The following is a 26,232-nucleotide window of genomic DNA, read 5'->3' on the forward strand; positions in this document are numbered from 1 at the left end:
CTTCTACATCCCTCATCATTTTTCACTGCCAGGTAATAGCCATTGAGATCATTATCCCGATGGGTATAAGGCAATGATTTGTTAACTGCCTAAAAAGCAAACAAAACATCTTCTTTATTCGCTAGACAAGCGCCAAGTCATCCCATATAATTTCTCGCACACTGGCCCCTTAGCTCAGTGGTTAGAGCAGGCGACTCATAATCGCTTGGTCGTCTGTTCAAGTCAGACAGGGGCCACCAGATATAGAAAGGGCTGAGCGGTTAGTAACCACTCAGCCTTTTTGCTTTTCTGAATCCTGTGTAGCATATATGTAGCAAATTTTTCAGACGTTTTTCCCGGTCATCCCCTCCAAAGCACATTTCCACTCACATTTTTTGCCACAACAAATTGCCCCATAAACACGCTGTGATTTAATAAGCAACAAAACACACATGGATATCTTGTATGGCAAAGCGGAACCCAAACTTTTTCACCTTCCTCCTTGAGTCACCTTGGTGGTATAGCGTAATCGCCAGCTTGGCTTCATATTCCGCTCTTAGTTACTTAATACCCATGCTGATTGGTAACGACTCTGCGGTCTCTAACGCCTTTCTGGGCGGCCTAAAACAGATTGCCCCTTATGTTGCCTGCACTCTGCTGATCCCGGCTCCCTTGGCCTATTTGAGAGCTTGGGGATTAAAGAAAAAATTTAAAGCTACCGCTAACCGACAGGATATCAATAAGCTCGACTGGCAAGAATTTGAGTGGCTTATTGGTGAGGTGTACCGAAAGCAAGGTTTTACCGTAGAGCAGACTATCGGCCACGGCCCTGACGGTGGCGTTGATATCGAATTGAGAAAAAATGGCGAACTGTGGCTGGTTCAGTGCAAACACTGGAAAACCCAAAAGGTGGGCGTAAAGGTACTGCGTGAACTCTATGGCATCCTGATCAGCCGACAGGCGCAGAAGATGATTGTCATCACCTCCGGCAACTATACCCGCGAAGCTGTCGCGTTCTCAGAAGGGAAGCGCTTTATCCTCATCAATGGCGATGAGTGCGTGAGTATGATTGAAGACATCAAACAAGTATCAGCATCAGCATCAGCATCAGCATCAGCATCAGCATCAAAGCCTGTCATGTACTGCCCACAATGCCAATCAGCTTTGGTACTGCGAACGGCGAAGCGCGGCCCCAATACGGGTAATCAGTTCTACGGATGCTCAAGTTTTCCAAAGTGTCGTTATATACAACCTCAGTAAATCTGCGTGCTTTCCTGCGCATGGTGACACTTCGCATAGTGATCTCGCAACTCACTTTGGGACACAAACGTGTCAGCACCATCTCTAATTTAGAAATTTATGAATTATCTTAGGTAAGGTAAGTGTCCAGTAATGATGGTGCAGATCAGTATTACAAAATCCGAAGATGTGCGGCATTTACTACATGGCGTGAAATTGCAGTTAATTGATAGGTTTGTTGACCATCAAGTCTACGCGTTAAGTTAACAGTACCATTGAGAATAATGTATTCAACCTATCGATATTGGTGATCTAAGCAAAAAAACGGCCTCAAACATGCATTTGAGACCGTTGGTATTTATCATATTAAGCTTTTAAACTTAAGTTTTACCACTTAATCATTACTTATATTAAGCACGTTCAGAGTTCAAACCTTTTATCAGACCCACACACATAATCAGCATTACAAAGGTAAAGGGTAATCCAGTTGTCACAACACCAGCTTGCAAGGCTTGCAGCGACTCGGTACCACCAAGCCAAAGCATCGCTGCAGCAATAGCACCTTGTACTACCGCCCAGAAAATACGCTGTGGTACCGGCGCATCAATCTTACCGCCCGCCGTGATACTGTCGACCACAAGCGAAGCAGAATCCGATGACGTAATAAAGAAGATTAATACTAATACAATCGACAACACGGACAATACATTACCATACGCCATGGCATCGAATACGTGGAATAATGATAACGATATATCAGTCAAACCATTCGTACCCAGTTCACCTACTTTATTAATGACTTGATCGATTGCAATACCGCCGAACGTCGCCATCCATACCAACGTCACTAACGTTGGAACAAAGATCACAGCGCACAAGAATTCACGTACTGTACGACCTTTAGAAATACGCGCAATGAACATACCAACGAATGGGGCTAATGAAATCCACCATGCAAAGTAGAATACTGTCCAACCCTGCATCCACGTAACATCACCACGGTCATGCGGATAACTAAGAGCAACAAAACTCTCTGCGTAAGCAACGAAAGTTTCTGGAATCGATACGACAATGACATCAAAACTTAAAATCAGCATAAAAGCTAATAGCGCAAATGCAAACATCATATTGATATTACTCAATACTTTAACACCGCCATTAATGCCTCGAATAACAGATATAATTGCAATTAAGGTAACAAAAACAATAACCATCAGCTGCAAGCCAATGCCGCTTTCAATGCCAAATACGTGATTGATACCACTCGCAGCTTGCTGTGCGCCAAGACCAAGTGATGTGGCGAGAGAAAATAACGTCGCAAGTACAGCCATGATATCAACGATGTGACCAGCCCAGCCCCACGTTCTATCACCAATTATTGGATAAAATACCGAGCGGATTGATAATGGCAGACCTTTGTTATAAGAAAAGAAAGCCAGAGAAAGTCCCACAACGCCGTAAACAGCCCAGCCATGGATACCCCAGTTATAAACCGTGGCCGCCAGTGCTAATGATTTTGCTTCTGCCGTAAATGGCTCAACATTTAATGGGGTTCCCCACCAGTTAGTGAAGTAAGCCGTTGGTTCAGCGACCCCCCAAAACAATAGGCCAATACCCATACCTGCAGCAAATAACATCGTTACCCAAGATAGGGTTGAGTGTTCAGTTTTTGCTTGCTTACCACCAATTCGGATTTTACCAAATGGAGATATAATCAACATCATAGTAAAAAGAACAAAGAAGTTAGTTGACCACATAAAAAACACATCAAATTCAGCCATGATGCTGTTGCGAATACTAGTTAGTGTTTCGTTTGCGGTGGTAGGGTCAGCGAGGAGGAGTGCAGAGAGGAGGAGGATAATGAGGCCAGCGCTAATGCCGAACACGGGGTTATGTATATCTGCTCCCCATTTTTGAATATTATCCTGACCGACTTGGTAATCTGTGGTTCCAATACTGTATTTGTTTGTCGAACTACATGTATCTATGGAGCGATGTTTAATTAACGTACTACTCATAACCACTGTTTAAGAATATCCTGCAATACTTTTTGATCGAAAAGTAAAAACGAAATGACCATCACATAAAAATGAGGCGGGCATCAATAAAGTGCGCAGACTAACAATAACGTGATAAAAACTCAAATAAAGCTTGCCTATCCCCCCCAAGGTAAGGTTGATATATTCCCTTTCTGTCATCAATAAGCTTGTTTGATTACGTTGAAAGATTTATAAACAGTTGTGCATTTCTAACGTGTGTTGAAAAAGTGAACACTGCCCACTCCTCATGTTACTAATGATTATCACCTTAGTTTCTTTACAATTTATTAGCTTATGATCTTGCCCTGCCATTGGCAGCGCCTACCTAGTGACAATAATCTCGTATTGCACCACTTAAGCTTTAGTCGCTCAAAACAAGATTAACAATAAATAAATGAGCAATAACTCTAGACTGATGTATGGAATACTGGTAGTCCTGATATTTATAGGCAGATCGACATAAAAAAGGTATCTCAAAACGGTCGTTACAATTTATGGTGAGTATCTGCTCTAACAAATAAAGGGGCAAAACCTTCATACTTAATTATTCCTACTTCATACACTTATTCACAGAACTCCAAGTTAAGGGGCGTATGGCACCTGAAACGCTATGCGCCATTCATGTAAGCGGGTAATGATCGCTTTACCAGCTATCACAACACCTTTAAGCGCCCTAACAAACTCACCTTCGCAATACTGGCTTGTCTTTACCGCTCCCGTTTCAGAGTCAAACGACAGCTCATAGTGAGGCTGAAAAGCCTGTTCTTTGCGTTTACAGAACACTCCCCCCATCAGTTGGGTAAAGCTTTTCCAATCGCTGCTATCAGCCGCTTCTGTAATTTGCTGGGCTAACTCACTTTCACCCAGTAACGACTTAAGACGACGCAGTTCACGCCACACAGTCACCGAGCAGCCACCTAATTGCTGAAACTGCCTGATACCCCAGCAAGCGGCCCACGCATCAACACGAGCTGCGGCGTTTTTAGGATCTTCGCCATAAATACCGGAATCCAGATTTTCACCATCGATATTCTTGGAAATATATTTAGCGATGTAGCCTGTTGCCGATCCTTTACTCTCGTCAATCTTGACCTCGGTGAAACGATGTTGGTCTGCGCCCTTCTCTTGGCTGTCTTCACGCATTGCATACTCACGCATGATAGACGTCATGCCTTGGTAGTGTTCAGGCTCAACAAACAAGAGTAAGTGCCAGTGCGGCGTTCCGTCATGCTGTGGCTCTGCAACCCGAAAGCCATAGAAACGGATCCCTTCACGATGCAACTTAGAACGAATCAGTTTCCATACGTCATTGAGATACTGCTGACCATCCAACGGCGTATAACCTTCCCAGTTAGGATTTTCCATACCAGACTTTGAATAGCTCCGGTGATACTTGGACGGGCAAGTAATGGTGAGAAAGGTCGCAACATGACCAAGCTCTTTCGCCAACTCTTCAAAGCCCCTCGCCCTTACCATCAACTCGGCTTTACGGATTTTAGGATCAGCGACACCTTTTTGTGACAGCTCCAATAGCGAAAAGCTCTGTCCATCCTGATTAGTTGCGATGGTGTTAGCCAGGTACTCTTGCTGAAAGTGTTTCTGGTTTACCCTGGCTTTCAAGGTTGGATTGGAACAATAGATACCCTTAATACGATTAACCTGATTAAGGTGGTGATAAACCAGCTCAACATTACGGTTATGGGCTTTACGTAACTTACGAAGCCACCACTTATCATCACAAAGACGGCCAGTGATCCCTTCCATTGAATAGCTTTCACGACTTGGAGACTTCACACCCTGAATAGTAGCGAACTGTTCAAGCTGCAAAAGTGCCTGTTCTGGTTCGTTGATATGGAAACGACGAAGAGAAAGGCAAGCAGACGAAAAACTCTTGGCATCAGCCCGTAGCCCATCCTCACTGACATTGAGATTGAGCTTTTTAAGAGGAATTGAAATCTTATTGGCGAGAGAATCCGTTGTTTCCCTGAGGAACGCATTGCGATCCCGCTTGCTCGGCATTGAAAGATAGTGGTTAAACAGTTTCTGCTGAACAAAATCAGGAAAAGGCCGAAGACGGCCTTTTACAAATTCCTTATCGTCCCAGTCGACCATTGAGAAATTTAACCCTGTTAGCATATCGCCACCTTCCCTTTCAGCGTAATAGAGAAGCGATCCCAACGCACACCATACTTCTGAATTTCGTGGTACTTAATCAAGCCTTCACGGCGAAGCTTGCAAATGGTTGGATGAATGATTCGAGTTGTAAGAGGATGAGATAAAATAACCTTCCCTTGCATAGAGCAGTATTCAGAACAAACATCGAACGTATGACCTTGTTTCAACCATTCCATTACATTCTTTTGCTCTTTCGTTAGGTTATGCATAAGCGCCCCCTTCATGAGAGAGTTGATGCATTTTGCGATGGCTATCTAACCATTGGTCGAGATCTTCTTTGAGGTATCGCACAGCGCGGCCAATTTTAATAAACGGCGGGGATTCAGTGCGGTTCTTGCGTAGCCCTTCCATTCGTGACTGACGAAGGAAGGAACGGCTCATGCCGATGTAGTGGGATGTTTCTTGTTCTGTGTATACACATTTTTCTTGTAGTACTGATTGCATTATTGTGCCTCCTGTTGTTCACTGAGAGACAAATTACACAGTGCTTAATTCCCGGGAATCTAATCAGGAAGCTAACAAGGAAGATTATTTTTCGAGACTTTTCCGAACTGATGACAGGTTATTTTGAAAGGTTTTGTAGCTCATTACTCGTTGCTTTTCCCTATCTCGACCAAACCAAACTATCTCATCACGGTTAATTTCATCTACGATGCCATCAACATCATACTTACGTGGATTCTTCTTGGTGTCAGTTCGTAATAAATTCCAAATCGTATTTGAATCAGCATTAGGGTAATCAACCAAAATCGCTCGAATCATCACGCGTATTGGATTCGTATCAATTTTCGGTTTATTCAGCTTTTGGGGTTGGTTCAATAATGGCTTCGTTTGATTAACGATACGGTTCGATTGGGTTAGCGGTTCGGTTTGCTTTAGGCAATCAAGGCCAAAGTGTTCGGCTAGTTTTCGGATATCAAACCGTAGCTGTTCTGGTTTTATTTCTATAGATTGGATACCAAGTGATTTCACATGTGGGGTCACATAAGCTTTTAAAGCGTCACTAAAAAATCCTCTTCCTTGTCCATTCTCAATTTTTTTCTTATGTTTATTGCTCACTTGAAGCAATGAAAGAAGTGACTCGCCAATCTCCCCTACAGGTCCACAGGCTTCAAACGGTACAACAGGAACCGTACTTTGATATCGAATTTCAGAAAATGTGGAGTTGGGCAAAGTTGCGAACCGCTCCCGACAATCCACGATCGCCTTGATTCGCTCTGGCTCGTGGATCTTAAACCGTTCAAGACGAATACTTTTGCCTTCACAAAACAAAGTTTTGGTTTCTTCTTTGGTTAAGCTAACCGTACCGTGATAGTCGAACAAACCGAGTAACGCGTTTGTTTTGCTTACTAAGCCGAAACCTTTGTCTTCTATCCAAGCGCATAATGCAAGATCTTGGCGTTCAACAGCATCTAGTAAGTCACCTTTGGTTAAGCTGGTTATATCGGAGATCTCATCAATTCGATAGAAGGTGCGCTTTATCATATGCATCAATTGTTGGTTGCAAAGAATACAAGTTATCGATTGGGTTCGATCAGCTCAAATAGACCGCTGCATAGCCGTTAAGTGACTCGCATTTATCGATAAGAATTACTCTGTGATTCAGCTATGAATTGATTACTCAACCTCATATGGCTATCGAAAACGGGGAACATAACTTGAGGACAACGACTCTACTTTTTGGTAGTTTACCGCTAAATTCAGCCTTACCCTATCGCGTTTTTGCCCCATTCTGTGCCAGAGCTTTTACTCATTAGTATTCTGTTCATGTCGATTTGCCATATGTGAGCTTATGTAAATTAAGTGTGAATCGCTTGGGTTTCTTAGTTGCCTCGTAGTTTAGACAAGTAAGGGTGGGGGGGGAGAGGCTGATGCTTCAATAAAAAGCCCGCCTCATCTGGCGGGCTTTTCTATTTATATATCAATCAAGCTTTAGTTGTTTTTTTTGCGACGCAATGCAGTCAAGCCAAGACCTAGCAGAGTAAACAAGCCCGCAGAGCCGCCGTTACCGCCTGTGTTACCATTACCGCCTGTGTTACCATTACCGCCTGTGTTGCCGTCCGTTATGCCTGAAACAATATCAATGCGCTCTTGCTCTGTAATTGAACCAGCATCACCTGTATACGCATCAGCATTGTAAATAACATCGCCTTCACCTGTCAGAGCAACCTCAGAGCCGCTAGTCGGCATAGTGAAGTAGCACACTTCTTTAGGCTGAAGAATGCCGCCACACTCATCAATTTCAATTGACTCAGCACCGCCGTAGACATCAATGCCAACACTACCAACGTTCTCAACGCGGACGCGCTTGCCTGGCTCAGCTTTTGTATTGTAGCTCAGCACGGCCTCATAATTACTTGTTTTGGCGATTGAATCCTGAATAAAATCCAGGTAGTCATAAACATAAAGCGCAGTTGAACCTGTGTCGGCTTTACAGCTTTCAATCCCATCATAAGCATCAGTGCCAACAATTAAGCCCTGTACCTGATTTTTATCATCAACATAAGAACCACCAGAGTCCCCAAAGCATCCAGCGCCGTTTACTGCGTCCACCTCGAATGCATCACCATAGTTGTCATTGGTCATAACTGGATCGCCATTCTCATCGAGAACAGGGATGCCATTTTCATCCACCTGTGGGTATAGTTCATAAATACTGGTATTTACACGACCAATAGCTGATTTAAGCGATATTTTTGTAGGGTAGCCATCGTTCAGGGTGGCGGATTGGTTACTCTCGTTAGCACCAGTACCCCAAAGAGTAACCTGTTCTCCATGAGCAATGCGAGCTGTAGGTAATTTGAAGACCTGACTTATCTTAACTTTTTCTTTTAGCTTAATAATACGAATGTCGAGGCTGTAGTGGTACTGAACAGCGTCTGGCGGCAAACCTGCATCATCTACCATTTCAATATAGTCTGGATGATCGATCACTTCCGCAACTTCTGCGTAAGTGCCGTCATAAAGACCGATAAATTGCGGTTTAGGACAGTGAGCAGAAGAAATAACAACGTCAGGAGCAATAAGCGAGCCTGTGCAGTTACCATCAGAAGATACGCCCGCTTGATGCTGACCCCAGTTTTCCCATGTTCCACCCACGATAGCAAGAGCTGGTGCGGACACTAACAAAGAGAGGGCTATACATTTTCCTAACACAAACAACACCTTTAATTCAAAGACTTAAACCGATTGCAATGATACTGGTATATATGAACCTGTAAACATAATCCTGATCAATAGTTTGTACTGGTAAGATGTCTTTGGAAGTTATGTGACTTATGTCAGTCTTTTCGTCGTAGCTGTGAATCGAAATACCATACAGAGCGCCATTCAAGAAAAACTAGCGTAAAAAAATCAGCTCGCAGTCAACCAAGACTCGAACCGATCTAATTTTCAGTATTTGAATGTCAAAGGAGCCGGTTTAGATTTTCTCTAGTAACTCAGGATAGAAGATGCCATAAGCGTACGAGCCAAAACTTACCTTGTCGTCAGCATCAACAGCTAGAATAATCTCACCCTGCGGCGATTTCAGTCTGTACGCAGCCACATAGCCATCGAATGAAGTCGCTGCACGGTCAACAAGCTCAATCTGCTCGATATCTGAAATCATATTCTTTTGATAATCAGGAATGTTATACATGAACGTGCTGTCAGTAATTTCGATTGTATCGCCATCAACTGTACGGTAAGTACCAGCAAGATGCCCGATGTCGGTGCCGCCGCTAAATAGCATGGAGATCACTAGGAACAGGGTTACAACACCGCCAGCAACGGCAATCAAAAGCGATTTATTTTATTTAAGTGCGTTAATGTCGAAGTTTTTTATATCTACAGTCCCAGCTTCGGATTTCACCTTCTCGCTGAATGCATTGAACTTCTCTTTACCTTTATTCATTTCATAACTCTAGGTTTTATTTATTATCAGATTTAAATCTGTTTTTTGGTGTTACCTTTGTGTTTTACAGGTTCAAACACGTGATTGCTTACGTTCATGATGTATTAATAAAAGCAGCTAAAGTAGTGACCTTAGCTGCTTCGATTCATGAGATGACTACTTAATCTTTTCTAACAAATCATACTCAACCACATCTTGCTTATTGTTACCTAACTGTGGAGGATAAATTGAAATATCAAGATTCGAAACATTTGAATAATCTTTGGTTAAATCCGTCAACTGACCTGAAAACACGACTTTATCATTTATAGTTAGTTCCATAATTGAGAGTAAGTAAGCATTATCCAAATCTACTTCAAACTGTTCACCCATAACGACATCGACTTCTTTCGCTTTTTTCAATATTGACGAAAATGCTGATTGTTTATACTTAGTCCACGCATCACGTACAGCAAGTTGTTCTTTATCAATCTGCTCTGTTATAAATCGTTCTCTACTCCACTCAGAAACAGACTTTTCATAGGCTTTCTCAGCAGTATTAATATCACGACTAATTTCATGTAAAGTGCGACGTAAATTTTCGATAAAACCGTATTTTTTACCTGCAACCGTCGACGCGGCTCTGTAAGCTGCTTCACCCGCTTTAATCTCTGCTTTACCAGCATCTTTGAGATTGTAATACTCAACAGCATTAGCTAAGGCTATGCCCGTACCTTTCCCTTCAACCAAGAGCATTGAGTTAGGAAAGACATAATAACAATGAGTTTTGGTCTGAACGAATTGATTTTGATCGCTGACTTTACATGCGGTGGTACGTACACGGACATCAAATGGTGGATCGTTTTTCCTAATAGCCCTCATCGGTAACTTCTGGTCAACAATCTGTTTATTGTAGGCTGTACGCACCTGTAGCTCGATTTCCTTACGCCTCTCATTCGCTTGCATTTTGACACTCTTCGATTGCTCTAAAGCAGCTTTAGGAGCTTTCATCTCTTCTTCATAAGCTTTGATGTTATTCTCAACATTAACTTTTGCTTGTTTAAGCGCTTTAAGTTCAGCAATAATCGGTGCCCGTACAATTTTTTTATGCTCTTCAAAAAGGTCAGGCATAGCTTTTAATTTTTTATTGTAAACTTTTGCTACCTTTTCCAGATCCGAAATATCTTTGGATTTCATTTTCCTTAAATCGAATTCTTTACTGTCAATAACTGACACAATAACCGTTGTATCATCAGCTAATATATTCTTAATCTGCTCGGCACTTTTTGAGCTAATATATCGATTACGAACGCCCATAATCTCAATATCACCCAATTCTTGAGCGTATTTGATTTGATGATCAGGTACAACAGTGGCATTTATGATATCACTGCCACCGCCTCCAAATAGTATGGAAATCACCAGGAACAAGGCTACAACACCGCCAGCAACAGCAATCAAAAGCGATTTCTTTTCTTTGAGTGCGTTAATGTCGAGGTTCTTTAGATCAACAGTGCCCGCTTCGGCTTTCACCTTGTTACTGAACGCGTTGAATTTCTCTTTGCCCTTTTCAATCTCTTGCTTGGTATCAACAGATTTCAAAGTTTCCATAGCATCCTTTGCTGACTGCTTACCAGCTTCGATGTTTGAAGTAACTTTATCTTGCTCTGTCATAACATTTCCCTTCTTTGCGAGAATTCACTGATAGCTTATATCCATTCAAATGGTTACAAGCTTTAAATTAACAACTTAACTGTGAGTTTGACTTAAATAAACCAAACATAATATGGCAACATACCCTGCGAGAATGAAGATTCTTGCGACCAATAAAGTAGCAGCGAAATAGTCAGGAAGACTACAAAAACAAAGCCCCTGAACAAGTCAGGGACTTTTGTGTTTGTCATTAACACAAGGTCTTAATTAGAATAGCGAGTTGCCACCCTGCGCCTTGTATGCTTTTACAACTTTATTCTTGCTATTGAACTTAATAACAGTGGTTTCATTAATATTGTTTGATGAAAATGCAGGGACTTTAACGTACCCGTATTTCCAAGTGTTCCCTTCTTCATCAACCGCGTGACCGAACAGCTCTACAATCTTCTCTTTAGTGTAATGCTTTTCTGTCATTACTTTGATTTGAGCATCAGAAATGAATACGCCATTTTCGTGGTCTAGCGCACTTGTCGCTTTTGAAACCGTTGCCATGAAGCCACTTTCTTCAGAGCCACCGTTCGAAGCACAACCACCAAGACCAAGACTAAGCGCACAAACTAAAACAGCGATACCTTTATTCATTTCATAACTCTCTAGGTTTTATTGATTATCTGATTTAAATCAGTTTTTTGGTTTTACCTTTGTGTTTTATAGGTTCAACCACAAGATTGGTTTTGACTTTTTCTTTAGTGTAATAATCCGAATATCAGATCTGTGTGTCCAAAGGTGGTCATTTTCAGAATTGCGCTTAATGCCAGAATCATCAAGCATATGAACAGGGTGATTGACCACCTCCTCAACCTCTTCATTCGTACCATTATTAAGATAAACAAAACGAGGTTTTGGACAATGTGATGCAGAGAAATCCGCGATCCAGTACAATTGCAATCAGAGGAAACGACAGCTTGATGCTGATCTCAGTTTTCTCATGTTCCGCCCATGATGGCTAGAGCGACGCATTTTTATACGAATAATCGATTAGAATCAAAGCGTTAAACTGCTTGCAATGATACCAGTATATATAAACCTGTAAACATAATCCTGAACAATATTTTGTACTGGTAAGATGTCTTTGGTAGTTATGTGACTTATGTCAATCTTTTCGTCGTAGCTGTGAATCGAAATGCCATACAGAGCATCATTCAACTAAAACTACCGCAACTTTTTCTTGCTCGGTGTACGCCCCATTGCGGGATCTCTTGTTATCATTAAACAGCCTTTGATTCAGCATATTTCGACATTAATACATGTATCCCTTACCTCAAAAAGCATTTTATACAATGAACTAAAGGACTGGCTGGGTATGGGGGAAAGCGACAGATAAGAACCGATTTCTGATGATATCGGCACGAGAGTAGTAGCATCAAATTGTCATAATGCGGGGCAAAACGTGATTGCAGAGAAAGTTAAAGCTCATATCTATGGGAACACATATACGTCAGCGAATTAGTTAGCTTTGATGTACTTCAGACAAACCAAGCGTCATACCCGAGATCAGGTTGCCCTTCTTCAAAAAAACACGCTCGGTAATTCCTGTTAGCGGGTGTTTTAGGATGTGATACCTTTCCTTATCCGAAACGCCCGATTTAGAGCAGAAGGTCTAACAGACTTTTGTCCCAAAGTGTCTCAGTCGTGTCCTTTCTATCATCAAAAATAGAACGTTGTACTTTGATGGCGTTGTATGGCGCTATGGGAGCGAAAGCGAGTTAATCACCCGATCAGATTTACCGCTGCTGCCTTATGCTCCGGTGCCAAATGCGCGTATCGCAGGGTCATGTTCAAATCAGCATGGCCCAACAATTCGCGAACGGTATTGAGATCAACACCTGCCATCACCAACTTACTGGCGAAGTGGTGCCGTAAGTCATGAAACTTGAAATCAATGATAAAGGCTACCTCCAATACTAACGCCCAAGGCTTTTTCACGTCGGTTAATGGCTGCCCTGTTTTTCCCTCATATATATAGAGGGAATCTGGATTTTGCTGCCGCCAGCTTTCCAACGTCGAAAACACCTCATTATTAAGGGGCACGATTCGCCCTTCTTTCGATTTAGCATTGCTGGCGCGAACCGTCAGGTATCGGCCTGAAAAAGAAATATCAGCCCATGCAAGGCCAAGCAACTCGCCGCGTCGTAGACCTGTGTTCATGGCAAGTAACACCAGCGGTTCAAGGTAATCGGCAAACGCGACATCATTCAAACTGGGATATGGCTCTTTGTGACGTTTTTCCCGGTGTTCATTGGCAGACACCCGTGAGGCTCGTATGTTTTGATCTCGCTCCTTTAGCGCATGGCGAAGCCTTTTCTCTTCCATCTGAGATAAATAACGTACTCGGGTGTTATCGCTTTTGATGGCTTTAACCTTGCTGAGTTCGTGATACTCAATTAAGCCCCACTCAACCGCACGAGATAATGCACCTTTTAATGTGTTCACCGTGTAATTGATGGTTGCTGGTGCTCTGCCTAGTTTTCGTTGTTCACTGCGCCACTTTTCAATATCCCAAGGCGTTATCTGGTCAAGATCTCTATCCATCAAAAAATCAAACCGCGAACGCAGGTGGTTGACGATTCTTGCTGCTGTCTTGGGGTTTCGGGTTTGTAAGTAAGGTAGGTATCTTTCTTCAAGGAAAATGGAAAGGATTAAGTGCTTGCGACGAAGCACCTCTTCCCTTGCTTGCTTCTTCACGGCATGAACATCATTGCCTTTGGCAACTTCTCCCATCTTTTCTCTGGCAAGGTCACGCGCCTGAGCTGGAGTCAGATCACTGGCAGGGCCAATTTTAAAATTGACCTGTTTACCATCCAGACGGTAATACAGGTAGTAAACGATTCGACCTAGCTTTGAGATACGAGCATGAAAGCCGGGGATTTCCGTATCATTGAGCCTTTTCTCTTCGACCGTGAGTTGCTTGATTGATGAGGCTGATATCTTCTTCTTCAATGCCATTTCACCTGCTTCCCTGAATAACGCCACTCTGTATATGTAGCATATATGTAGCAAATGAATTGTATTTCAGTAGATCTCGGTGAACAACAAAAAACAAACCACCGACCATAACTACTTGATAATTATTGGATTTATTTCACATTATCGTTCACTGCCGTTCATTGGAATTCACTCAAAAACCGACTCATAATCGCTTGGTCGTCTGTTCAAGTCAGACAGGGGCCACCAGATTCCTGATGAGGCTTATGGAGAAATCCGTAAGCCTTTTCTGTTTCTGCCCTTCCCATATCCTGTCTGCAGGTTAGGTCAACCAAGTTCCTTTCCATCTACTCCACTGAAATTCATCAGCAAATTTCCACTAAACAGCATCTTGATAGCCCTCCAGAAAACCACATCGACAGAATACGCACCAAGCTGTAGCCGTCGCAAAAGAACATAAAAACAATGACATTCCGATTAAGAAACAAACAAAAATAGAGCAAACAATCAACACAAATGCATATCACCCAGCTTCATATCGATAAGTGTGACACTCCTCCCAGAATGATTCATGCAACAAATGTAAAAAGAGCAGGAGAAATATATTCCAGGAGAACATAAATGCTATTCGGTAAATTATGTCCTGCTTGTAACTGCAGAACGAACTTCTTACAATTACACAGGACTTTTTTTGAAAAACATGTTGTAAGAAAAGACTGGCTTAAATATCAATGCAACGAATGCCAATCTGAGGTATTTACTCATCGTTATCAGGATATTGGAATGGAAATTAGTAAGCGCTGCGACAGTGCTGCTGCTTAATTTTTCAGTAGTAGCTCATAATCGGCTGGTCGTCTGTTCAAGTCAGACTGGAGCCACCAGATATAGAAAGGGCGAAGCGGTTAGTAACCACTTCGGCCTTTTGCTTTTCTGCTGTTCTGTGCGGCAGATCCCCCCCCTTTTCCGCTATCCCCACCTATGTAACAATTCAAGGCCTATCCGATGACGTCTGGCACGCTCTTTAATACGCTCTGCTACAGCGATCTCATTTTTAACGTATACCCAAACTACTTCAAGATGCCGTGTTCAGCGAGAATTCAGTGGCTTTTAGGCAAGGCAGCCATATGAGCGAATAGTGGTTCTATTTGGAGTATGGCTAACGCAGTATAAAAGCCACTGAAACTCGCCCCTTGGGAGCTCCTCTGGAAACTCACTTCTGCGCAAAATGTGCTTGAAAGGGGATGCCATTCCTACACACATTTCGTTTGAATTGAATTCCCAGAGGAAGCTCTGAATCATGCACCTTGAAGTAGTTTGGGTATAAATATGCTAGGTGTAGGCGTCGATATCCCTGATGCTATCGGTAACCAGTTTATTATCATTATTCAAGACGATCGCCTCTTGGGGGGTGCCCCACTATGCTGACAGATAGCTTAAGCGTCACTGAGTAGGCGGAAAGTACTTTCTTCACATCCGTATTGACGTTCTTTGTAGACAACGACCGTCTAAGCCAATGGTGGCGATGTACTTTGTCATTCTTGAATATTACTTTAAGGATATGTTGATTTATAAAGTGTGAATTTAACAGATATCCATAGATGCAGAACCAAAGACAAGGACCTTCATTTAATGACATTTGATATCGATCACAACATAACACCCTTTCAATTTCCACACGCAATTTTTTGCTAGCACCGGTCACATTTATTGATAACAAGCATATATTTAATAATTGAACTATAGGATACTTTCGTCATTAGTTTAAAGCATTGCTTTTTCATATAGGACATAAAATGAACGTGTACCTCAAATGGCAATCAACTTCGGCGCTAACATTGTTGGCCTGGTATAACGTAGACCACAAACTGTCCTTTCATTTATCTTCAGAATAAATTCTAGAGGCGCTCTTTACGCGGCCTCAAAAAATTCAAGACATTTAACAACTAATTTTTGGTGTTGTTTAGGTTAAATTTAATTTGTGAAAGCAAAGGTGCTTTAACATATTTAACCTATAATGCTGACTGTTAATTTTTACTTTGATTTTTATGTGGGAACATAAAATGAACATGTATCTTAAATGGCAACCTTCAATATTATCATCGCTGACGCCATGGTATATTGAAGATTATAAAATATCTTACTATTTTCCTTCAAAGTAAATATGGAAGCGTTTACGCCTCTTTTATTTGAGGCGGAATTAATACTCCTGACATTTCGTTATTTGTTTGACGCGATTTTACTCACCGTAAAATCAAAACATTAGATAACTTTGAAGGCATATTATTAATTTGAATTTTAGTAACATAAAAACCAAACATTAATTTATGGTGAAATAAACACCAATCAAGAGTAAAGGCATTATTATGGAAAACTTTAAACACTTACCTGAACCATTCCGTATCCGTGTTATTGAGCCTGTAAAACGTACTACTCGTGAATATCGCGATGACGCAATTTTAAAAGCGGGTATGAACCCATTCCTGCTAGATAGTGAAGACGTATTTATCGACCTGTTGACTGACAGTGGCACGGGTGCAATTACTCAAGAAATGCAAGCCGCGATGTTCCGTGGTGATGAAGCATACAGCGGTAGCCGCAGCTACTACGCACTTGCGAACGCGGTAAAAGATATCTTTGGTTATGAATTAACCATTCCGACTCACCAAGGTCGTGGTGCCGAGCAAATCTACATTCCTGTCCTTATCAAGAAACGTGAAATGGAGAAGGGACTAGACCGTAGCAAGATGGTAGCACTGTCTAACTACTTCTTTGATACCACACAAGGTCACACTCAAGTGAACTGTTGTGTGGCGAAAAATGTGTATACAGAAGAAGCGTTTGATACCGCGGTCAATGCAGATTTCAAAGGTAACTTTGACCTCGTCAAGCTAGAAGAAGCGATCCTTGCAGCAGACCCTGTAAACGTACCTTACATTGTGAGTACAATTACCTGTAACTCTGCAGGCGGTCAGCCTGTTTCTATCGCTAACCTAAAAGCCGTGTATGAGATCGCGCAGAAATATGACATTCCAGTGATTATGGACTCCGCTCGTTATGCTGAGAACGCCTTCTTTATTCAACAGCGTGAAGATGCTTACAAAGATTGGACTATCGAAGAGATCACTCGCGAATCCTATAAGTATGCTGACGGCCTAGCTATGTCTGCAAAGAAAGATGCCATGGTACAGATGGGTGGCCTACTTTGCTTCAAAGATGAGTCCATGATGGATGCATACACCGAGTGTCGTACTTTGTGTGTTATTCAGGAAGGCTTCCCAACCTACGGTGGTCTGGAAGGCGGTGCGATGGAGCGTCTTGCCGTTGGCCTCTATGACGGTATGCGTCAAGAGTGGCTGGCATACCGCATCGGTCAAGTTCAATACCTTGTAGATGGTCTGGAGGCTATCGGTGTCGTATGTCAGCAAGCGGGTGGTCACGCGGCATTCGTAGACGCAGGTAAGCTGCTTCCACACATTCCTTCCGAGCAGTTCCCAGCGCATGCACTTGCTTGCGAACTCTATAAAGTTGCGGGTATCCGCGCCGTTGAAATCGGCTCTCTATTACTAGGTCGCGATCCAGCGACAGGCAAACAACATCCTTGTCCTGCGGAACTACTTCGTCTGACTATCCCACGTGCGACTTACACTCAAACGCATATGGATTTCGTTATCGAAGCGTTCCAAAAAGTGAAGGAAAACGCAGCGAATGTGAAAGGCCTTGACTTTACTTATGAGCCAGCGGTGCTTCGTCACTTTACTGCTCGACTCAAAGAGGTTGAGCCAGCGCAAGAAGTGGCGAAAACGGAAACCAAAGTTCTAGAAGAAGCTTAATCACAATAAAAGAGCGCAATCCCTAGGGGCTGCGCTCTTTTCCTAAACACATAATAAAATAATACAGTTTAGGTTCATAAATCCAATAACGTGAAATTACAAGAGTGACTGAATTATGGAACAGAATCCGTCATTAGTAGTAGGTGACAGTGTTAAGGAAAAGAGTCCGTCGTTAATAGGTGGCGCATGCATTATAGCCAGTGTCTGCGTCGGTGCAGGAATGCTGGGGCTCCCAAGTGCGGGAGCGGGTGCATGGACTACTTGGTCAATTTTCGCGATTACAGTAACAATGGTCGTAATGACCGTTTCGGGTTGGATGCTGCTAGAAGCCTTTAAGCATTATGACTTAAAGGTATCTTTCAACACGGTAACCAAAGACATGCTTGGTGATAAGGTCAACATGTTCAATAACCTGACGGTGTATTTTGTAGGGGGTATTTTACTGTACGCCTACATCACATCTTCAGGCCTTATCCTTCAAGATGTTCTGGGCCTCGATAGCAAAATCAGCTCCATCTTGTTTGTTTTGGTGTTTTCAGCCTTTGTGTGGCACTCAACTCGAGCAGTAGACCGAATTTCCGTTGTTTTAATCTTATTTATGGTCTTAAGCTTTATATTTGGTGTGTCAGGGCTGGCGATCAAAGTAGATATGTCCATCTTGTTTGACACCATCAATGAAAAAACGAGCTACGCACCCTACGCAATGGCTATGCTGCCGGTCGCTTTGACGTCATTTGGTTATCACCATTCTGTGGCTTCAATGCGTGCTTATTACGGCGAAGAGCAAAAAGCAAAATACGCGATTTTGGGCGGCACAGTAATCGCATTAAGTCTGTACTTCTTATGGTTGTTCAGTATTTATGGGAATCTGCCTAGAAGCCAATTTGGACCTGTGATTGAGCAAGGCGGTAACGTAGATGTACTACTAGCCGCATTAGGTTCAGTCATTGAATCTGAAAAAGTGGCGAATGCGATCAATACCTTCTCAATGGCGGCAATTCTATCTTCTTTCATTGGTGTTGGACTTGGGGTGTTTGACTATTTGGCTGATCTGTTCAAGTTCGAAGACACTAAACAAGGTCGTGCAAAAACTTGGCTGGTGACTTTCTTGCCACCTCTGATTATGTCACTTCTGTTCCCGTTTGGTTTTATAATTGCCATTGCCTATGCCGGCGCTGCAGCAACGGTTTGGACGTGTATTATTCCTGCTCTTCTCGTGAGAAAGGCACGCATGTTAGAGAACGGTCAGGAAGGCTTTAAAGCACCAGGTGGCCAGCCAATGATTGTTGTAGTAATTGGCTTTGGTGTTTTAACCGCCGTGTTCCACTTCATGTCTATGCTAGGCATACTTCCAGCGTTTACAGGCTAAACAAATTTAAATCAATATCATAATGATTGGCTGGTTATCTTACTCTACTAATCTAGAAAACAGAGATAACCAGTCTATTAAATAAATAGGAAAATAAAATGGTTGCAATTAAGACGCCAGGTGCGCCTGAAGCTATTGGTCCATACGTACAAGGTGTGGATTTAGGTAATATGATCATCACGTCAGGCCAGCTACCTATAAATCCAGAAACGAAGGCAATGCCTGATGACGTTGCTGAGCAGGCAACTCAATCTTTAAAAAATGCATTAGCGATTGTCAAAGAAGCTGGATTAGACGCCAACAATATCGTTAAAACCACCGTGTTTGTAAAAGATCTAAATGACTTTGCCAGAGTAAATGAGGCTTATGAAGCTTTCTTCAATAATCATGATGCGACTTTCCCGGCTCGCTCTTGTGTTGAAGTGGCTCGCTTACCCCTGGATGCAAAAGTTGAAATTGAAGTTATCGCCTCACGCTAACTTTTAGGATTTTAAAAAGATATTTTTCGTCTTAGTTAATAGCCCTATCATATATATATGATAGGGCTAAATATTTTAAGCTTAAATACCCACAATTATTTTAAGTTCACCTAAAACAAAAAATAATCAAATCACCAAATGCTCTTTTAGATTCTTCCTATTACTCTAAATACGCAATTGGGATCCCACCTTGAGTTACTTATAGAAAGGAAAACATTATGCATGGCATTCTATCCATTCAATCACATGTTACTTACGGGCACGCAGGAAACAGCTCTGCTATTTTCCCGATGCAAAGAATGGGGTTCGAAGTATGGCCAATACATACGGTCCAGTTTTCTAATCATACTCAATATAAACAAGGTTGGACGGGACGTGCTTTCTCTGCCTCTGATATTGATGAGCTGGTTCAGGGGCTTGATAACATTGATGCGCTAACGCGTTGTAAAGCAATTCTCACGGGGTATCAAGGAAGTGCTGAACAATGTGAGGCTGTTATCAGAACCGTAGAAAAAGTAAAGGCCAAAAATCCTTCATCCTTATACATCTGTGATCCTGTCATGGGGGCACCGGATAAAGGTTGTATCGTTGCTCCCGGCATTACGGAATACTTAGTGAATCATTTAATGCCAATGGCAGATGTCATCGTGCCGAATCAATTCGAGCTCAGCCAATTTGCACAAATGGAAATCAACACACTTTCTGATGCCGTGAAAGCTTGCAACATTGCTTTAGCTAAAGGGCCAAAAGTTGTTCTTGTTAAGCATCTATATTGTGTTTCAGACGATAAGTTCAGCATGCTGTTAGCCACACCCGATGGCTGCTTTCTGGCCCAGCGCCCTCATTTACCTTTTGCTCAGCAACCCGTTGGGGTTGGCGATCTGATCTCTTCGTTGTTCACTGCGGGTCTACTAAAAGGCTATTCAACAATGCATGCATTCCAACATTGCCATGATGCTTGTTATGGCGTTCTTAAACAAACTCATCGACAAAACGAGTGGGAATTGCAAACCATTCAGGCTCAAAATGAACTCGTCGAGCCCAGCGAGACATTTCCAGTGGAAATGATCAACCTGAACTTGAAAACAGCGTAAGGATAAGCTCAAATATCAGATAAACAGACCCTCGTGTGTTTTAGTTATACAAGGCCCAACTCGAAAAGATTGGGCCTTTTTAGTGTGTGTCGCTGGTCGAAGCAGGTCTGTAAGACGAAGAATCGTATAAAAAGGTGACAAGGTTAACGAAATATTAACATTTTGAGTTCCGATCGACATTCACTACCTAGATGTTAATAAGTAACGATATAGGCTGAAATAGTGAACCATTAACAGTTGATAATAGCCAATTACTAACATTGCACAAGATAAACGACCACAGTAAACCACTACCAGTTGTTGAGATTATGTTTCCTTATTGCTAATTTTTCTCTCCACAGGGAAATGTTGGCGACATATGAACTAGGTACTGAATGGTGAAATATTCTGCCCTGTTCCGCCTTCATACAATAAACACACAGGTGGAACGGAATATGATATCAAAAATTAGTTGTTATCTTGCTGTAGCGTTAACCATGTTTACCTCTTCGGCTTTTGCCTCAGGTGAGCAAGTTGGATTTGATAAGGCAGTCGATCACTTTTTTAGCGAAAACCTCGGTTGGTTCGCAAACACCATTTTTACTTCGGTGCCTGTCAATGGAACAAATTTCCCGATCATCGTTGGTTGGTTATTTGTCGCGGCCATTATTTTCACCTTTTATTTCGGTTTTGTTCAGTTCAAGCGTTTTGGCTTGGCGGTGAAAATCGTTAAAGGTGACTTCTCGGATCCGAACGACCAGGATCCGGGTCAGGTTTCTCACTTCCAGGCGCTGGCGACGGCGCTTTCTGGTACGGTCGGGCTCGGAAATATTGCCGGTGTGGGTGCGGCCTTGGCCATTGGTGGCCCGGGAGCAACATTCTGGATGATTTTGTGTGGCTTGCTAGGCATGGCTTCGAAGTTCTGTGAATGTACCCTTGGGGTTAAATACCGCAATGAACTGCCAAACGGTGACGTGTCGGGTGGTCCAATGTATTACCTGAGCCGAGGCTTAAAAGAGCGTGGCTTTGGCGGTCTGGGGAAAGGCTTGGCTGTCGGCTTTGCGGTTATGACCATCTTGGGTGCGCTGGGTGGCGGTAATATGTTCCAGGGCAACCAGGCCAATGCGATGATTGTGCAGACACTGGGCTTGCCTGAGGGCTATGGCTGGGTGACAGGTCTCATCTTAGCTGGCATGGTGGCGTCGGTTATCATTGGTGGCATGCCATCGATTGCCCGGGTAACCGGAAAGTTAGTTCCTGCAATGGCACTGATATATGTAACTATGTCGGTTATTGTTTTGGTCGCAAACGCCTCTCAAATCGGCGACGCATTTGCACAAATCATTGACGGTGCCTTTACCGGTGCTGGTGTGGCAGGTGGTTTCGTCGGTGCTCTGATCCAAGGGATGAAGCGTGCAACTTTCTCTAACGAAGCCGGTGTGGGCTCGGCGGCGATTGCACATGCGGCAGTAAAAACCAAAGAGCCTGTAACCGAAGGTCTGGTTTCAGTGCTGGAACCATTCATTGATACCGTGGTTATCTGCACCATGACCGCTCTGGTTATCACGATTTCAGGCATGAACAATGGTGAGTTAAGCGGGGTAACGCTGACGGCGGCGGCATTTACTGAAACGGCCGATATATTCCAGTATGTTCTGGCGGTGGCTGTGGTTATGTTTGCTTTCTCAACCATGATTTCATGGTCTTACTATGGGCTTAAAGCATGGACCTATCTGTTCGGTGAAGGTGAAAAAACCGAGCTGGCCTATAAAATTATGTTCTGTAGCTTTGTGGTTGTCGGTGCCAGCGTTAGCTTTGGTGCTGTGATTGACTTCTCTGACGCGGCCATCTTTGCAATGTCTATCTTCAATATCATCGGCTTGTACTTCCTGATGCCAGTAGTGAAGAAAGAGCTGAATTCGTTCGTGGCGCGGGTTAAGTCGGGCGAAATCAAAGACTACAGCAAAGGCGGCGAGCGAGGTCTGGTTCCTTCCAAAGAGACAAACAGTTAAGTGACTTAAACCTAACTGACTAAACCAACAAGCCAGCCAATTACATTGGCTGGCTTGACTACAACCTGTCGGGCTGCGCTTTTTATATAACAGTATTTCCTGAAATCAGGTTTAGCTGGCCGGCACAACCCGAGCCTGCTTGCCATCAATATTTACCTGAACTTTCTGTCCGACCTGAAAGATCATATTTGGGTTAACCTCCTGAACGATCGCGATCACTTCTCCGTTATCCATTTTAATCGTCAAGTTAACACCATTACGGCGAGTAGCCGCATCCGCAGCTTTACTACCGGCAACACCACCCAGCACACCACCACCGATAGCGGCTATATCTGACCCTGAGCCGCCACCAATTTTAGAGCCTAAAATCCCACCAACTGCAGCACCGGCAACGGTACCGACAAGCTTCCCTCCACCGTCACCTTCAATGGTAACCGGTTCGGCTTTCATAATGGTGCCATAGCGTACATTTTGGATCTGCCGCGTATCACTGACACCATAAGAGTCACCATAGGGGTTGCTCGAACATCCCGCAAACACAAAAACAGAAAGCAGTAACATGAGAGAGAGAGGGTGTATCTTCATGGTGAACTCCTGAAAGAACGTATGTAGAACAAGTATAATAGCAACTGTAATAAATATGCCTTTGACCATGAAATATCTTGCCATTGTTTCAGCGACGACTTCATTGCTGTGCTTCCGCTAACAAAATTATGATTTAACACAAAACTTAGGCGGCATACGGCTGACTTCCTATGCCATGTATTGAGATATGTACTATCTATAAAGTAGTGCCGATTTTTTATACTGATTGCAGAAATGATAATGAGGAACGTGGCCTAAGGGCGGTAACGTTACGGATGGAATAGAAACAGGTTTTGCAACGCTGGTATTAATGAAGTCGCACCTGAACGAACACCATTACATTTTGCTACCACCCATCTGTTCGATTACCAGAGGAGGCCACGTATGTCTGTGGAGCTAATTCGCAACATCGCATTTACTGGGCAATCCGGCTCAGGAAAAACCAGCCTGGTTGAACGTTTACTGTTTGAGTCCGGCGCCATCAAAACGCTTGGTGAGCTCCAGCGGGGCACCACCGTGACCGACTTTGATCGTCAATCTATCGACTACCAGCATTCGGTAGAAGCCACCCCCGTTAACTTCTGCTGGCAAAAAAACCAGCTTAACCTGATCGATACTCCGGGAGCCGGTGATCTGATAGGCCGTGCGATGAGCGTTTACCCGGCAGTTGAGACCGTCGCGCTGGTGGTCGATGCCAATGCCGGGCCGGCATCGCTTTCCGACCAGCTATTTCAAATGGCCCATGACCACAAAAAGTGCCGCCTGATCATCATTAACAAAATTGATGCCGATGGGATCAACTTGCATGCACTTTTGGCTCAGCTGAAAGAACGCTATGGTTCGCAATGCCTGCCAATTAACCTGCCCGATCCCGACGGACATGAGGTTGTAGACTGCTATTTTGAACCGGATCCCGATGAGCCGACTCTGTTCAGCACTGTCGAAGAGGCGCACGACGCTTTGGTCGATCAGGTGATTGAAGTCGACGAAGAACTGATGGAAGTTTACCTGGAACAGGGACAAGATCTGAGCCCGCAGCAGCTGCATGCTCCCTTTGAGGCAGTACTGCGCGATGGCCAGTTGATCCCGGTCTGTTTTGTTTCGGCCCGCAGTGGCGCCGGGGTGAAACAATTGCTACAGGTAATGAGCGAGCTCATGCCATCACCTCTTGAGAGCAATCCCCCTCTCTTTTATAGTGGCGACAAACCGGTAACCGTGAGCCTGAACGAGCAAGATCATGCTGTTGGCCATGTGTTTAAGGTCAGTGTCGATCCTTACATGGGCCGGATGGCCTTTGTCCGAATTTTTCAAGGCGTGCTTACGCCCGACAGCCAACTCTACATTGATGATGGAAAAACGTCCTTCAAAGTAAGTCACCTCTATCAGGTACAGGGTAAACAGCGACGTGAAATTCAGCGTGCCGTTTCCGGCGATATTTGCGCCATCGCCAAAATTGACGATCTGCAATTTGATAGCGTTGTACACAATTCCCATGATGAAGACGGCTTGCATTTAACCAGCCTTAACTTGCCAGCCCCTATGTACAGCCTGGTAGTGCACCCGGCACGGCGTGGTGATGAGCAAAAACTTTCAGATGTACTGAAAAAACTCACTTCTGAAGATCCAAGCCTGCAGGTAACGCACCGGGTGCGGGTTAACGAAACCCTGCTGACCGGTATTGGCGAGTTTCACCTGAAGATTGCGCTCGAGAAAATGCAACAGCAGTACAAACTGGATGTACAGACCAGTGCGCCGAGTATCGACTATCGCGAAACGATTACCCGCCCTGCCGAAGCGCATCATCGGCATAAGAAGCAAACAGGAGGGGCCGGGCAGTTTGGCGAAGTCTATCTCAAGATTAATCCCTTGGATCGCGGTGAAGGCTTTAAGTTTGTCAACAAGGTGGTGGGCGGGGCAATTCCCGGCCAGTTTATACCGGCGGTGGAAAAGGGGGTGCGTCAGATACTCGAAGAAGGAGCGATTGCAGGCTATCCGTTGCAAGATCTGGAAGTGATCGTCTATGACGGCAAGCACCATAGCGTGGATTCCAAAGAGATTGCCTTTGTGTCGGCTGGTCGTAAGGCATTTTTAGAAGCGATAAAACAGGCAGAACCGATTATCCTGGAGCCTATCGTGGATGTAAAAATCCTTATCCCTTCCGATTGCATCGGCGATATCTCCGGTGATTTATCAAGCCGACGCGGCATGATCAACGACTCGCAACCGGAAAGTCAGGATCGTACCTTGATCCTCGCCAAGGCACCGCTCACCCAGCTGCAGGACTACTCGAAGCGCATCAAGTCACTAACCCGAGGAGAGGGCAGTTTTAGTTTGTCGCTCAGCCACTTTGAACCGGTTCCCACCCCATTACAGCAACAGCTCACCGAAGAGCATAGGGAAAGCGATAGTGCCTGAGAGGCCCGGGATTCCTTGTAATCCCTTCCTTATCCCCTAGGCGTTAGCCTGCGAAAAATAAATGTCCGCAGGCTAACGTTTCCGCAACAATATGTAATAAATCATTCTAACAATGAGAGGTTGATCCCCCTTCACTACAATCATACAAATCGGTACTTTATTTAAACAAAATAGCAATAAATCGCCCAACTATTGATAAATGACAAAACTTTATTCGTAATTCTGTAGATAATCACCGTCATTCCTTCAAGGATGGTAGCCAAAAGCATGACCGCTATCACAGGGTGATAATAGATAAGAACTCTGTTATAATGCGGCGCTTGTTTATCGTGCGGATTTATGGCTACAGCTTTATGGTTGCGTGATCGTTGATATCAGCCCATTTTTCACTGTTGCCGGAAGTTAAGAACGTGCGGTAATTTAGGAAAGAGTCAACTGTACAGGCCTTATAAAAGCAACTAACTGCTTTCATAAGGCAATATTTTTGTAAAAAATTTGTATTATCACCACGCCCTGAAGGCGGTA

At 43.6% G+C, this 26,232-nt stretch carries 20 protein-coding genes and 1 tRNA gene; 10 read left to right on the forward strand and 11 right to left on the reverse strand.

Annotation, left to right across the window (positions count from 1 at the left end; all coding sequences use genetic code 11):
• The first annotated feature begins 163 nt into the window (after window positions 1–163).
• Both L4D76_RS08310 and L4D76_RS08315 read left to right on the forward strand, forming a co-directional pair.
• Window positions 164–239: transfer RNA gene (locus tag L4D76_RS08310), tRNA-Ile, on the forward strand.
• A gap of 205 nt (window positions 240–444) precedes the next feature.
• Entirely contained in the window at window positions 445–1,239 is a 795-nt protein-coding gene (locus L4D76_RS08315) for a restriction endonuclease (protein ID WP_428440449.1), read from the forward strand.
• A 389-nt stretch (window positions 1,240–1,628) separates the two neighbouring features.
• Here L4D76_RS08315 and L4D76_RS08320 read toward each other — a convergent pair whose 3' ends face one another.
• The 10 genes from L4D76_RS08320 to L4D76_RS08365 all read right to left on the reverse strand — a co-directional run bounded on the left by L4D76_RS08320 (window position 1,629) and on the right by L4D76_RS08365 (window position 13,965).
• On the reverse strand, window positions 1,629–3,236 hold the full coding sequence (locus tag L4D76_RS08320; RefSeq protein ID WP_428440450.1) for a BCCT family transporter: 1,608 nt from the start codon (window positions 3,234–3,236) through the stop codon (window positions 1,629–1,631).
• Between the two features lie 603 nt (window positions 3,237–3,839).
• Window positions 3,840–5,393, reverse strand: a complete 1,554-nt coding sequence (locus L4D76_RS08325) for a replication endonuclease (RefSeq protein WP_428440451.1) — start codon at window positions 5,391–5,393, stop codon at window positions 3,840–3,842.
• The gene (locus L4D76_RS08330; protein WP_428440452.1) at window positions 5,387–5,641 is read right to left on the reverse strand and encodes a hypothetical protein; all 255 of its coding nucleotides are present in this window, start codon (window positions 5,639–5,641) and stop codon (window positions 5,387–5,389) included. Before L4D76_RS08330 ends, L4D76_RS08325 begins: the two co-directional genes overlap by 7 nt.
• Entirely contained in the window at window positions 5,634–5,876 is a 243-nt protein-coding gene (locus L4D76_RS08335; protein ID WP_428440453.1) for a helix-turn-helix transcriptional regulator, read from the reverse strand. Before L4D76_RS08335 ends, L4D76_RS08330 begins: the two co-directional genes overlap by 8 nt.
• Window positions 5,877–5,960: 84 nt before the next feature.
• Entirely contained in the window at window positions 5,961–6,917 is a 957-nt protein-coding gene (locus L4D76_RS08340; RefSeq protein ID WP_428440454.1) for a hypothetical protein, read from the reverse strand.
• Window positions 6,918–7,364: 447 nt separating this feature from the next.
• Window positions 7,365–8,588 (reverse strand): trypsin-like serine protease, encoded by a 1,224-nt coding sequence (locus L4D76_RS08345; protein ID WP_428440455.1) that lies wholly within the window; start codon window positions 8,586–8,588, stop codon window positions 7,365–7,367.
• Between the two features lie 265 nt (window positions 8,589–8,853).
• Window positions 8,854–9,213, reverse strand: coding sequence for a hypothetical protein (locus L4D76_RS08350; RefSeq protein WP_428440456.1), 360 nt, complete (start codon window positions 9,211–9,213; stop codon window positions 8,854–8,856).
• Window positions 9,214–9,483: 270 nt separating this feature from the next.
• A complete protein-coding gene (locus L4D76_RS08355; RefSeq protein WP_428440457.1) occupies window positions 9,484–10,980 on the reverse strand; it encodes a hypothetical protein in 1,497 nt (498 codons plus the stop codon).
• A 246-nt stretch (window positions 10,981–11,226) separates the two neighbouring features.
• Window positions 11,227–11,601 carry a hypothetical protein gene (locus L4D76_RS08360; protein ID WP_428440458.1) on the reverse strand — a complete coding sequence of 125 codons (375 nt, stop codon included), beginning with the start codon at window positions 11,599–11,601 and terminating at the stop codon, window positions 11,227–11,229.
• 1,128 nt (window positions 11,602–12,729) lie between these two features.
• A complete protein-coding gene (locus tag L4D76_RS08365; RefSeq protein ID WP_428440459.1) occupies window positions 12,730–13,965 on the reverse strand; it encodes a site-specific integrase in 1,236 nt (411 codons plus the stop codon).
• Between the two features lie 1,772 nt (window positions 13,966–15,737).
• On the opposite strand from L4D76_RS08365, the gene tnaC (L4D76_RS08370) reads away from it, so the two are divergent.
• The 7 genes from tnaC (L4D76_RS08370) (at window position 15,738) to L4D76_RS08400 (ending at window position 22,707) form a co-directional block, all read left to right on the forward strand.
• On the forward strand, window positions 15,738–15,836 hold the full coding sequence (gene tnaC / locus L4D76_RS08370; RefSeq protein WP_413466705.1) for a tryptophanase leader peptide: 99 nt from the start codon (window positions 15,738–15,740) through the stop codon (window positions 15,834–15,836).
• A 174-nt stretch (window positions 15,837–16,010) separates the two neighbouring features.
• On the forward strand, window positions 16,011–16,103 hold the full coding sequence (tnaC, locus tag L4D76_RS08375; RefSeq protein WP_428440525.1) for a tryptophanase leader peptide: 93 nt from the start codon (window positions 16,011–16,013) through the stop codon (window positions 16,101–16,103).
• A 204-nt stretch (window positions 16,104–16,307) separates the two neighbouring features.
• The gene (tnaA, locus tag L4D76_RS08380; protein WP_428440460.1) at window positions 16,308–17,774 is read left to right on the forward strand and encodes a tryptophanase; all 1,467 of its coding nucleotides are present in this window, start codon (window positions 16,308–16,310) and stop codon (window positions 17,772–17,774) included.
• Between the two features lie 115 nt (window positions 17,775–17,889).
• On the forward strand, window positions 17,890–19,143 hold the full coding sequence (locus tag L4D76_RS08385; RefSeq protein ID WP_428440461.1) for an aromatic amino acid transporter: 1,254 nt from the start codon (window positions 17,890–17,892) through the stop codon (window positions 19,141–19,143).
• A 98-nt stretch (window positions 19,144–19,241) separates the two neighbouring features.
• Window positions 19,242–19,622 (forward strand): RidA family protein, encoded by a 381-nt coding sequence (locus tag L4D76_RS08390; protein ID WP_428440462.1) that lies wholly within the window; start codon window positions 19,242–19,244, stop codon window positions 19,620–19,622.
• A gap of 218 nt (window positions 19,623–19,840) precedes the next feature.
• Entirely contained in the window at window positions 19,841–20,716 is an 876-nt protein-coding gene (gene pdxY, locus L4D76_RS08395) for a pyridoxal kinase PdxY (RefSeq protein ID WP_428440463.1), read from the forward strand.
• A 434-nt stretch (window positions 20,717–21,150) separates the two neighbouring features.
• Window positions 21,151–22,707 carry an alanine/glycine:cation symporter family protein gene (locus L4D76_RS08400; RefSeq protein ID WP_428440464.1) on the forward strand — a complete coding sequence of 519 codons (1,557 nt, stop codon included), beginning with the start codon at window positions 21,151–21,153 and terminating at the stop codon, window positions 22,705–22,707.
• 111 nt (window positions 22,708–22,818) lie between these two features.
• On the opposite strand, the gene L4D76_RS08405 is transcribed toward L4D76_RS08400, so the two are convergent.
• Window positions 22,819–23,292 carry an outer membrane lipoprotein gene (locus L4D76_RS08405; protein ID WP_428440465.1) on the reverse strand — a complete coding sequence of 158 codons (474 nt, stop codon included), beginning with the start codon at window positions 23,290–23,292 and terminating at the stop codon, window positions 22,819–22,821.
• A 384-nt stretch (window positions 23,293–23,676) separates the two neighbouring features.
• Between L4D76_RS08405 and fusA the strand changes: the two genes are divergently transcribed.
• On the forward strand, window positions 23,677–25,707 hold the full coding sequence (fusA, locus tag L4D76_RS08410; RefSeq protein ID WP_428440466.1) for an elongation factor G: 2,031 nt from the start codon (window positions 23,677–23,679) through the stop codon (window positions 25,705–25,707).
• Window positions 25,708–26,232: the final 525 nt, after the last annotated feature.

Origin of the sequence: Photobacterium sagamiensis (assembly GCF_050337085.1) — a bacterium.
Taxonomy (GTDB): Bacteria; Pseudomonadota; Gammaproteobacteria; order Enterobacterales; family Vibrionaceae; genus Photobacterium; species Photobacterium sagamiensis.